At 70.9% G+C, this 11,194-nt stretch carries 7 protein-coding genes and 1 tRNA gene; 6 read left to right on the top strand and 2 right to left on the bottom strand.

The features are described from left to right. Nucleotides 1-68: 68 nt before the first annotated feature. Nucleotides 69-863, bottom strand: a complete 795-nt coding sequence (locus IT359_11410) for a hypothetical protein (protein MCC6929587.1) — start codon at nt 861-863, stop codon at nt 69-71. A gap of 82 nt (nt 864-945) precedes the next feature. Continuing rightward, the gene (trxA, locus tag IT359_11405; GenBank protein ID MCC6929586.1) at nt 946-1,401 is read right to left on the bottom strand and encodes a thioredoxin; all 456 of its coding nucleotides are present in this window, start codon (nt 1,399-1,401) and stop codon (nt 946-948) included. Between the two features lie 47 nt (nt 1,402-1,448). Between trxA and IT359_11400 the strand changes: the two genes are divergently transcribed. The 6 genes from IT359_11400 (at nt 1,449) to ugpC (ending at nt 11,168) form a co-directional block, all read left to right on the top strand. Beyond that, nucleotides 1,449-1,521, top strand: a tRNA-Ala gene (locus tag IT359_11400). Nucleotides 1,522-1,737: 216 nt separating this feature from the next. Then, nucleotides 1,738-4,230, top strand: coding sequence for a protein kinase (locus tag IT359_11395; protein MCC6929585.1), 2,493 nt, complete (start codon nt 1,738-1,740; stop codon nt 4,228-4,230). A 104-nt stretch (nt 4,231-4,334) separates the two neighbouring features. After that, nucleotides 4,335-4,811 carry a redoxin domain-containing protein gene (locus IT359_11390; protein MCC6929584.1) on the top strand — a complete coding sequence of 159 codons (477 nt, stop codon included), beginning with the start codon at nt 4,335-4,337 and terminating at the stop codon, nt 4,809-4,811. Nucleotides 4,812-4,826: 15 nt separating this feature from the next. Further along, nucleotides 4,827-7,133 (top strand): hypothetical protein, encoded by a 2,307-nt coding sequence (locus tag IT359_11385; GenBank protein MCC6929583.1) that lies wholly within the window; start codon nt 4,827-4,829, stop codon nt 7,131-7,133. Next, entirely contained in the window at nt 7,133-10,108 is a 2,976-nt protein-coding gene (locus IT359_11380; protein ID MCC6929582.1) for a hypothetical protein, read from the top strand. The genes IT359_11385 and IT359_11380 overlap by 1 nt, the downstream gene beginning before the upstream one ends. After that, the gene (ugpC, locus tag IT359_11375) at nt 10,095-11,168 is read left to right on the top strand and encodes a sn-glycerol-3-phosphate ABC transporter ATP-binding protein UgpC (GenBank protein MCC6929581.1); all 1,074 of its coding nucleotides are present in this window, start codon (nt 10,095-10,097) and stop codon (nt 11,166-11,168) included. Before IT359_11380 ends, ugpC begins: the two co-directional genes overlap by 14 nt. Nucleotides 11,169-11,194 lie beyond the last annotated feature (26 nt).

Raw genomic sequence — 11,194 nt, 5'->3', positions numbered from 1 at the left:
CGGGCCCGCTTGCGTGTGGGGGGGGCGACGACTGAACGCTGTCGCCCGTCCCCGTCTTCCGTTTGCCCTTACCCGATGTACTGCAGCGAGTATCCGCGCTCCTGTGCCCGATTGACGGCGACGATTCCCGCGGCCATGAAGTGCGCGTTGCGGATCGCGGTCCCCTTGAGTTCCTGGTAGATGTCCTCCGCCTTCCCCCCCGTCTTCGTTGCGGCGATGCCGGCAAAGGCGCGCGTGGCCATGTCGCAGACGGCGAAGTGCGTTCCGCGCTTGATCATCGCGTCGAGCGTCGTGCCGCGGTTGGTGAGGAGCGGTCCGTAGTCGTCGGCCTGGTACACGTTGGCGGTGGGGACCGCCTTGGTCCGGGGATCGGCGAACTTGATGCGCTCGGCGAGCGCTGCGCCGTACTTGGCCCACATCTCGTCCGAGAAGGCGAACGGCGTGGCCCAGTGACGCAGGCAGATGACCACCGCCAGGTCCTTGGCCTCGAGCCCGTACCCCGACTTGTTGGCGACGTAGTAGTTGCTGGCGAAGGTGATCGCGTCACCCACGCCGGTGGGCGAAGTCGCGTCAAAGAAGAAGCGATGCACCCCGGGGATCTGATCGAACCAGTCGTCCTGCGCGTGTCGCGCCGGTTGGAAGCCGCTCCCTTGCGCGTTGGCGCCGCCGGGAGTGACGGGTTGGGCCAGCGCGACAGACGGGGCCACCGAAGGGGCGGCCGCGGCGGCGGAGAAGGCGGCGAGCCCTGCTCCAACGCGGGCGAGGAAGGAGCGGCGCTGCACGGCGGTGTTGGTGGCGATGTTGGTGGCGATGTTGGTGGCGGTGTTGCTGGTGCGGGGCGGGGAAGAAGGGCGCTGCGGCATGGCGGTCGTGAGTCGGCGTGGAGTGGGAGTGGCTGCGAAACCAGTGCAGCCTGCGTCTCGTGAGTGCTTGCGTCGCAACGCGTTAGGCGGCGTTGCCTCGCGCTTGTTGGAGGAGCTGTTCGAGCCCGGACAGCGGGAGCGCCCCACTCTGGCGCGCCACTTCCTGACCGCCCTTGAAGACGATGCTGGTCGGGATCCCGCGGATATTGAACGCCCCCGACGTGTTGGGCGCGTGATCGGTGTTGAGCTTGGCGACGAGCGCATTCCCCGCGTGTCGCGCCGCCAGTTCGTCTACCGCCGGCGCCATCATCTTGCAGGGGCCGCACCAATCGGCGTAGAAGTCGACCAACACCGGGAGTTCGGACTCGCGAATCGTCCGCTCGAAGGTGTCCTCGAACAGCGTGAACGGGCGATCGAGCAGGATGAAGCGTGCGCATTTCCCGCACTTGGGGCGCTCGGCGGCGCGCGTTCCGTCGACGCGGTTCCAGGTCTGGCAGAATTGGCAGCGGAGCGTGAGGCTTTGGCCAGCGGGGATCATTGCGGTTTCCTCGGCTGCGGTCGGTCGGATATATTGCCCCGTGCACCGGGGCGGTAGCTCAGTTGGGAGAGCGCGTGCTTTGCAAGCATGAGGTCAGGGGTTCGATTCCCCTCCGCTCCATCGCCGTGTGTCGCGTCTTGTTCTGCCGTCGCGCTCGCCATTGGATGAACTCCACGCGCCCTTCGATCCACGGGATCGGGGGGCGCGGGTGCGTGTAGGGAATCTGTCGCCGCTCACCGCGACAGTTCCAGCGGCCAACGCCCTACGTGTGCGCAATCGGGGGTGGTTGGAATCCGGCAATCCCTTGGCGCCGTACGGGTGTCGAAGAAGCACATCATGACGAATCCCCCCTCCCCACCACCCGGCACCGACAGCGTCGCCGAGCGCGTGCAGCGCGCGCTCGGCGGCGCGTACCGCATCGACCGGGAGATTGGCGGCGGCGGGATGTCGCGCGTCTTCGTGGCGCACGAGGGGTCGTTGTCGCGCGACGTGGTGGTGAAGGTGCTGCGCGAGGACATTGCCGAGGGGCTGTCGCGGGAGCGGTTCCGCCGCGAGGTCCTGACGTCGGCCACGCTGCAACATCCCAACATCGTGGGGGTGATTGCAGCTGGCGATGCGGACGGCTTGCCGTACTTCGTGATGCCGTTCGTCGAGGGAGAGTCGCTGCGTGCGCGCCTCACAAGTGGGCGCGCGCTCTCCGTCCCGCTCACGGTCAGCATCCTGCGCGACGTGGCGCGCGCGCTCGCCTTCGCGCACGAACGCGGGATCGTGCACCGCGACATCAAGCCGGACAACGTATTGCTGGCTGGCGGCGCGGCGATCGTCGCCGACTTCGGCGTGGCCAAGGCGGTGGCGAGCGCGCGCGCGCGGAAGGACCATCCGCACGGGACGCTCACCAGCGCGGGACTGTCGCTGGGTACGCCGGCCTACATGGCGCCCGAACAGGTGGCGAGCGACCCGACGACCGATCACCGCGCCGACCTGTACGCGCTGGGGGTGATGGCGTACGAGATGCTGGCGGGGCAGGTCCCGTTTGCCGGGCGCGGGGTGCGCGAGACGATGCAGGCGCACCTGGTGGAGCCTCCGGAGGCGCTGACGCGGTTGCGCCCGACGACGCCGGCGGTGCTGGCCGACCTGGTGATGCGCTGCCTGGAGAAGGACCCGGCGCACCGTCCGCAGGATGCGGCGGCGATCCTCGCCGTGCTCGACGATCCGGCGGTGGTGAGCGGGGCGGTCTCGTCGTCGTCGGCGCGTGCGCTGGCGCGACCGGCGCGGCACGCATCGCTGGGGTGGTGGATGGGTGGCGCCGCGGTCGTCGTGGCCATCGTCGCCACAGTGATCGCGTTGCAAGGGAAGGGAGGGGTGGCGGCGGGGTCGGCGACAGCTCCGTCATTCGCCGACGCCGCGCTTCCTCCCGGGGTGGCGGTCCTGCCAATGGTGAGCGTCTCGCCCGACTCCAGCGACGCCTATCTCGCGCTCGGGATGTCGGACGAGATCACGAGCGCACTGTCGCGCGTTCCCGGGTTGCGCGTCGCCTCGCGGAGTGCGTCGGCGGCGGCGCAGGCGGCGGGCGGTTCCACGGCCGAGGTCGCGCGCCGATTGGGCGTCCCCTACCTCCTGGAAGGGACGGTGCAGCGCAATGGCGATCGCATCCGCGTTGCCGTACGTCTCGTGACGGCGCGCGACGGTTTCAGCGCCTGGTCGCAGGTGTATGAACGCCCAACCGGCGACCTGCTGGCGGTGCAGGCCGACATCGCCTCGCAGATTGCGTCGGCGGTCTCCAGCGACGTGAACGCGGGGGCGGGAGCGTCGCTGGACATGAATGGCGCGCGCGACCCGGATGCCTACAACGACTACCTGCGCGGGCACTATCTCCTCACCAAGCGCACGCCGGAGTCGCTGGCACGGGCGGTCACATCATTCGAGTCGGCGGTGAACCGAGACCCCGCCTTCGCGCGCGCCTACGCGGAGTTGGCGCAGGCCTACTCCATCCTTCCCACGACCTCGGCCAGCGCACGCGCCGATGCGCTCGACAAGGCGACCTTCGCCGCCCAGCGTGCCTTGGCGCTGGACTCGACGAGTTCGGCGGCGTACGCGGCGCTGGGCAACATCCACATGCTCGAATGGCGCTGGGCCGAGGGGCGCAGCGCGCTGGAGCGTGCCATCGCGCTCGACTCGTCGAATGTCACGGCGATGCAGTGGCTGGCGATGAACCGCCTGGCTAACGGCGACGTGCCGGTCGCCGTGCGCTGGTTGCAGCAGGCGTCGCGGCGCGCCGGCGGCGGACAGTCGGCGCGGCTGCTGGCCATCGCGCAAGGGATTGCCGGTGACCACGCCGCGGCGCTGGAGACGATGCGCGTGGCCCTGGCGCGCGACTCGACGTCGCCGGCGGCGCGGCTCGCCATGGCAACCGTCCTGCTGCAGGCGGGGCGCGCCACCGAGGCCGTTGGCATGCTGGAGGCGATTCGTGGCGACGACGCAGAGTCGCCCGCGGTGCTCGGATCGTTAGGCTATGCGCTGGCGCGCGCCGGGCGCACGTCCGAGGCAAAGTCGATCGTGGCGGGGCTGGAACGCGACACGCGCCGCTCGGGCGTCTATCCGGCGCTGGCCAAGGTCTACCTCGGGCTCGGCGACAGGGACTGGGCCATCGATGCCCTCACCTGGGCCACCGCAGCGCGCGACGATTTCTTCGCGCACGAATCGATGGCCTCGCCCGTCTTCGACCTGGTGCGCAGCGATCCCCGCTTCGAGCGTGTGGTGGGAATCGTAGGGTTGGATGCGCAGAGGTTGGCGACTCCCGCCGCCGCTGTGGGGCGACGTACGGGGTAGGGGGCGCGGCTGGCGGCGTTGCGCGCCGCGGTCGCGTTGCTTGCCCGCCCTCCGGGCGCTCCGTAGCTTGCCCCCGGCCGTTCACCCTGAAATCCGCCCCGCACATGTCGTCGAGCACCACGCCTCGCGTCCCCGCCGTTGGCGAGGTCGCTCCCGATTTCACGCTCCCGTCCACGGCGGGCGAGCCGGTGACGCTCTCGTCGTTCCGGGGAAAGCAGAACGTCCTCCTCGCCTTCTTTCCCGCCGCCTTCACCTCGGTGTGCACCACCGAGATGTGCTCGTTTCGCGACGACTACGGCGCATTCGGCGGCCGCGACGTCGTCGTCCTGCCGATCAGCGTGGACAACGTCCCCTCATTGCGCGAGTACAAGGCAAAGTACGAAATGCCGGTGACGCTGTTGAGCGACCTGCGGCGCGAGGTGTCGACGGCGTACGGCGTCCTGCTCCCATCCTTCGTCGCCAATCGCGCGTACTTCCTGGTCGACAAGGCGGGGATGCTGCGATGGGTGCACGTCGAGGCGCAGCCGGGGCAGCGACGCGACAACGCCGAGATCCTCGCCGAGATCGCCAGGCTCGCCTGACGAGGCGATCGCGCAATGGATCCCATCGAGGCGCTCGCCCGCGCTGACAAGTGGTACCTCGGCTGCGGCGACGGCATCATCTTCGCCCCGCCGTTTCCCACCTGGCTCGACGCGCCGGGATTCTGGGACGAGGCCCAGATCTACCAGTATGCCGTGGGGCCGCTGTTCACGGTGACCATCCTCGACCACGACGGGCGCGAGTTGCCGCTGGTGGCGCGCTCGCGACGATGGACGCCGGCCGACCTGACCGTCTCGTACGACCTCCCGGGAGGTGCAACGGCGACGGAGATTCGCTCGGTGCAGCCGGGAGGCGTCTTTGCCAGCGAATGGTTCGTGCGATCGCCGAACCCGGTGTCGTGGCATGCGGTGGCGTGGACGATACAGGAGACGTCGTCGCTCGAGCTGCGCACCGTTGGCTGGGCCGGTTCGCTCGCCTGGATCCGCCACGCCACCGATCGACGCGATGTCCAGCTTCGCGCGCGCATGGAGCTCGCGGCGATCGGCGAGGCGTCGAGCTGGTCGGCCACGCTGAGCGAGCGGAGCGCGGTGCAGCCGCACTGGCGGCTGACGCCGTTTGCGGAGCAGTGGGAGGCCGAGTCGCTCTCGCGCGCGGTGCGGCTGCAAGGGATCGATACGAAGGGCCTGCTGTACGGGGCGGTGCACACGGCGCTCCCCCGCCGGGCCACCGAGGCGACGTTTGCCTTCGCGTTGCGGCTGACGGCGGCCGACGATGCGTTGCGCGGCGGGCGCGGGGCCACACCGCTCGCGTCGCGCATCGTTGCGGCTCGCGGCGCCCCCACGCCGCTGGCGAGCGACGCCGTTGGCGCGACCGTGGGGGCCGTCCACCACGCGCCGGCCCCGCGCGCCGCGGCCTCGATGCCGCTCGCCCGCGCCTCGCGCCGGCGGTGGCGCGACTTCTTCGCCAGCGTCCCGTCCTTTTCCTGCTCCGACCCGTATCTCGAGCGCTACTACTGGTACCGCTGGTACGGGCTCTGGCTCAACAGCATCCAGCCCGGGATCGGCAACTACCGGTGGCCGACGGTCTGCGAAGGGATCGGTTTCTTCCACGAGCCCATCACGTACAGCGCGCAGTGCCACGCCCGCGAGCTGCGCTGGATGCGCGACGCGTCGCATGCCCGCGGGGTACTGCGCACGATCTTCGACCACATCAAGCCCGACGGGGCGCTTCACGGGCGCATCTACGTCAACCACCTGCAAGGGACCGACTTCTACCACGCCAACTGGGGCGACGCGCTCCTGGCGCTCGACGCGGTACACCCCGACGATCCCTTCGTCGCCGAGCTGTACCCTAAGCTGGCGCAGCATGCGGAGTGGCTCGTCTCGACGCGCGATGCCGATGCCACGGGGATGATCGACGTGGTCGATCAGTACGAGACGGGGCAGGAGTACATGTCGCGCTACCAGGCGGTGGACGACCGGGCGGATGCGTACGGATGGGAGAACCGCATTCGCCTCAAGGGGATCGACGTCACGGTGTACGCCTACGCGCTCTTTCGCGCCCTGGAGCGCCTGGCGGCGCGCGCCGGCGTCGCGGAGGAGTCGTCGCGTTGGCGGGCGCTCGCCGCGCGCACCATGCGCGCCGTGCGCGAGGTGATGTGGGACCCGGGCCAGGCGATGTTCTCCGACGTCGACCCGCGCACGATGCAGCGCACGCGCGTGGCGGCCGCGGTCTGCTTCTATCCGTACTTCACCGATCTCGCGACAGTGGAGCACGTGGCGGGGCTGGAGCGCAACCTCCTGGATCCGTCGCGCTTCTGGACGGCGTACCCGGTCCCGTCGTCGGCGCTGGACGATCCGTTGTTCAACGCGATCGCCGAGTGGAAGGGCAAGCGGCACGTGTGCCCATGGAACGGGCGCGTGTGGCCCATGACCAACTCGCACATCATGGAAGCACTGGGACGATGGGGCGACGCCGCGCACCCGCGACTGCGCGCGGCGGCCGGTGCGTTTCTCCCGCGCTTCGTCCGCATGATGTTCCACGACGGGGACCTCGATCGCCCTAACTGTTTCGAGCATTACAACCCGCTGACCGGGGCGGCGTCGGTCTATCGCGGCATCGACGACTATCAGCATTCGTGGGTGGCCGACCTCATCATCCAGTATGCCTGCGGCGTGCGCGTGCGAGACGACGCGATCGTGATCGATCCGATCCCGATGGAGCTCGAATCGTTCGAGCTGCGCGGCGTGCGCGTGGCCGGCATGGACCTCGCGGTGCGCCTCGACGGAGGGTATGTGACGGTGACGGCCAACGATCAATTGCGCATGACGCGACTGGGCGAAGCGATCGTCATCCCGCGCTGATGCGCCTCGTCCTGATCGTGCCGTCGGCCTCGGATGCGGGGGACGATCCCGAGGTGCACTCGGTGGCTGCGTGGGTGGCGGCGAGCGGGTGGCCGTGGGCGGTGCAGCGGCTCGACGAGTCGCGGCCAGGCGCGTTGGGTGACGATGACGTGGCGTGGTGCCACGCCGGCCAGGCGGTACCGACGCTCCCGAGCGCGTGGCGCGATGCCCTGTCGTCGTGGATTGCAGGTGGCGGGGGGCTCCTTCTCACCGCCCTGGCCACGCCGCTGGCCGGGGCGCTGGGCGCGCCTGACGAGTCGCCACAGCTGCAACGCATCGCCGCCTGGCGCCACGCCGACGACCCGCTGTGGGATGAGGGGTTCCGTGACTGGCCCGACTATCCGCACATCCGCGGTGCGCAGGGGTGGGGCCGGCACCCGCTGTTCGATGGGCTGCCACGCGGCACGTTCACCTGGCGGGCGAGGGAAGGGGAGGGAGTCGCGCGCACCGTGTTCCGCGCCCCGCACTGGCCGCGCGGGCGCGTGATCGCGGTCGACCGCGCGTACGTGCGGCTGGATGCCGACACCGCGGTGGCGTGGGAGTATGACGTGGGCAATGGGCGCATCCTCTGCCTGGGGGCCAACGTTGCCCTCGCCGCGCGTGACCAACAGTTCGCAGCGCAACGGGACCGCTACCTCCACAACGCCATAGCCTCGCTCGATCGCGCTCGGCGCCGCGCGGAGGGGCGCGCTGAGGGTTGCGCGCAGGGGCGCAGCGGGCGTGGTGCAGGAGGGTGGCGGTCCTCGTGGCCACGCCGCGGCGCGCCGGCGGTGGCGATGTGCGATGGTGGGGGCGTGCCGGCGCTGCCTCCCGCGGCGACGCGGCTGTCGTCGGTGCTGGAGATGGAAGGCGACGCGCGGGAGGGCGCCCCGTTCACCGTCGCCGGACGACGAACGCTGGTGGTCGGCGATGAGGCGAACGGGTCGCGCGAGTGGTGGATGCACCCGTTGTGCGTCCTCTCGGAGGGGTTGCGGCTGACGGTGGACGGCGCCCCCTTGACGGCGACCAGGGTGCGCGTGACGCCAGGCGGGGTCGAGCGCACGTTGCGCGACGCGAACGCGCGTGCCTGGCGCGAGGTGGTGGCCACGGATGCGGCGCGCGCGATCATTCACCTGGACATCGCGCCGCTCGATGCGACGGCGGGAGGAGTGCTGGTGCTCGAGGGCGCGTTGCGGCTGCGGCTGCAGTGGCCCTTTCCCGGCCAGGCGCTCCAACCGCTCGCGATGTCGGTGCAGCGTGCGGAGGAAGGCCGTTACTGCGTGTCCGTCGCCGCGGTCGAGCGCCGCGCCGGATTGCGGCTGGCGGTGGCGGGCGCCGCTGAAGTTACCGCCAGTGAGGACGAGGCCGCACCAGCGCTGCGGGTGGTTGGGCACGCCGGGCGGGGGTTGCGCCTGGCGGCTGTTGCCTCGGCCGGCAGCGACGCCCGGCTGCAGGCGGAGTGGGCAGCGCTGGCGCAGCGGCCGCTGGACGTCGTCCTCGAAGATCGATCGCGCCGCGACGCCGAGCGGCGCCAGGCCACGGTGCGCCTCACCACGCCGTCCGTCGCCTTCGACGCCGCCTGGGAGTGGGCCAAGGCACGCCTGGCGGCGTGCGTGGTGGATGTGCCCGGCATCGGGAGCGGCTTCGTCGCGGGGTACGCCGCCTCGCGCCCGGGGTGGGGCGACTCGCGCCCCGGTTACGCCTGGTTCTTCGGGCGCGACGCCTGCTGGTGCGGCGACGCGCTGCTGGCCGCAGGGATGTTCGGCGAAGCGCGCATCGCGCTCGAGTTTCTCGCCGCCACCGCCGACGTGACGGGGAAGATCGTGCACGAGGTCACGACGAGCGGCGTGGTGCACTACGACGCTGCCGATTCGACACCGCTCTGGCTGCGTTTTGTCTCAGCGTACGCCGAGTGGACAGGCGACCTGGCGACGGTGCGAGCGCTCTGGGACCACGTGCGCGCCGCCTTCGACCGTGTCGTCGCCACCGATCGCGATGGAGATGGCCTGCCGGAGAACGTCGGGGTGGGGCACGGGTGGGTCGAATCCGGTCCGCTGGGAGGCGGCGCGGTGACGTCCTACGTGGCGGCGATCTGGATCGATGCACTGCGGCGTCTGGCGCCGCTCGCCAGTTTGGTAGGCGACCACCAGTTCTTCGATCGCATCGCGGATGCGCAGGCGCGCGCGACCGGCGCCTTCGAGTCGCGCCTGCGCGACGCGGCGACCGGGCGCGTCGTGTTGCAGCTGTCGGATGACGGGAGCGCCGCCGCCGACCTCACGGCGCTCTCGGCCGTCCCTGTCCTGCTCGGCGTCGACGATACCGCAGGGGGAGACGCGGTCGTGCGCGCCCTCGCGTCGAGCGACTTCGCCACACCGTGGGGCGTGCGCATGATCCCCGCCAGCGATGCGCGATACCGTCCGCGGGGCTACCATTGCGGCGCCGTCTGGCCACTCTACACCGGGTGGGCGTCGCTCGCGTCGTATCGCCGCGGCGACGCGCGCGCGGGGTGGCAACATCTTGCCTCGGTGGCGGCGTGCGCGTTCTTGCGAGAGCGTGGCGCCTTTGACGAGGTGCTCGACGGCGACACTGGCGCCGCCGCCGGGATTTGTCCCGACCAGGCGTGGTCCGCCGCCATGGCAATCGCCCCCTTCATGCACGGTATGCTGGGAATCCAACCGATGGCCAGCGCACGTGGCTGCACGCTGGCCCCGCAGTGGCCGCCCGAGTGGCGCGCGGCACGGGTGGACGGCGTGCGCGTGGGCGCGTCGCGCTTCTCGATCGCCATGCGCCGCGCACCAGGGGAGGAGACGGTGGAGTACACGCTGCAGCGCGAGAGTGGCGACGCGATCGCCGTGGCCTTGGCCCACGCCGATGGCGTGGCGACCGTCATGCTGGATAACGACGCACCGCACGTCATCACCGTCTCCCACGCTGGCGGTCCCGATGGCCGGCGTTAGGCTCACCGACGTCGCCAAGCGATTCGACGGCGGAGGCGCGGCGGCCGTCGACGGCGTCTCGCTCGACGTGGCCGATGGCGAGTTCGCCGTCCTCGTGGGCCCCTCGGGGTGCGGGAAGACCACGGTGCTGCGGATGATCGCGGGGCTCGAGACGCCAACGGCCGGACGCATCCACATCGGCGCGCGCGACGTGACCGACCTGGCGCCGCGCGACCGAGACATCGCGATGGTCTTCCAGAACTACGCGCTCTATCCGCACCTCTCCGTGCGGGAGAACATCGGCTTCGGCCTGCGCATGCGGCGTGTCGAGGCGAGGGAGATCGCGCAACGCACCGCGCGCGTCTCCGAATCGTTAGGGATCGGTGAACTGCTCGATCGGCGGCCGGCGCAACTGTCGGGTGGGCAGCGGCAGCGTGTCGCCCTCGCGCGCGCCATCGTGCGAGAGCCCGCGGTCTTCCTCTTCGATGAGCCGCTCTCCAATCTCGACGCGCAGGTCCGCGCCCAGACGCGCGGCGAACTGGTGCGCCTGCACCGGCGCCTGGGGACGACGATGATCCACGTCACCCACGACCAGGTCGAGGCCATGACGATGGCGCAGCGCGTCGCCGTCATGCACCGGGGGCGCGTGGAACAGTTCGCCCCGCCGCTCGAGGTCTACCGCGCACCGGCGACGCTCGTCGTGGCGTCGTTTGTCGGGTCGCCGGCCATCAACTGCTTTCGCGGTCGCGTCGCCGACGCAGGCTCGGCGCGCGCGACGTTCGAGGGGGCGTGGACCGTCCACGTCACCGCCCCCCCAATGGCCGACGCCACGCTCGCCGTGCGCCCCGAGCACCTCGCCCTGGTTGCGCCTGGCGACGGCGCGCGCGGCGAGGTGTCCCTCGTCGAGCCACTCGGCCCCGAGACCATCGTGCACGTCAGGCTCGCCTCGGGCGAGGACGCCACGCTCCGCACCGCGAGTGAGCGTGCACCGGCGATCGGCGAGGTGGTCGGCGTGGTGATCCGCACGTCGGAGGCGTTGATATACGACGGCGCCGGAATGCTCGCCGGGCGCGGCGTGTGAACGCCGGACCGTCGCTGCGCACCGCT

The organism is Gemmatimonadaceae bacterium (assembly GCA_020852815.1).
Taxonomy (GTDB): Bacteria; Gemmatimonadota; Gemmatimonadetes; order Gemmatimonadales; family Gemmatimonadaceae; genus SCN-70-22.
Note: the sequence above shows the minus strand (reverse complement) of the source record. Positions and strands in the feature narration are given on the sequence as shown.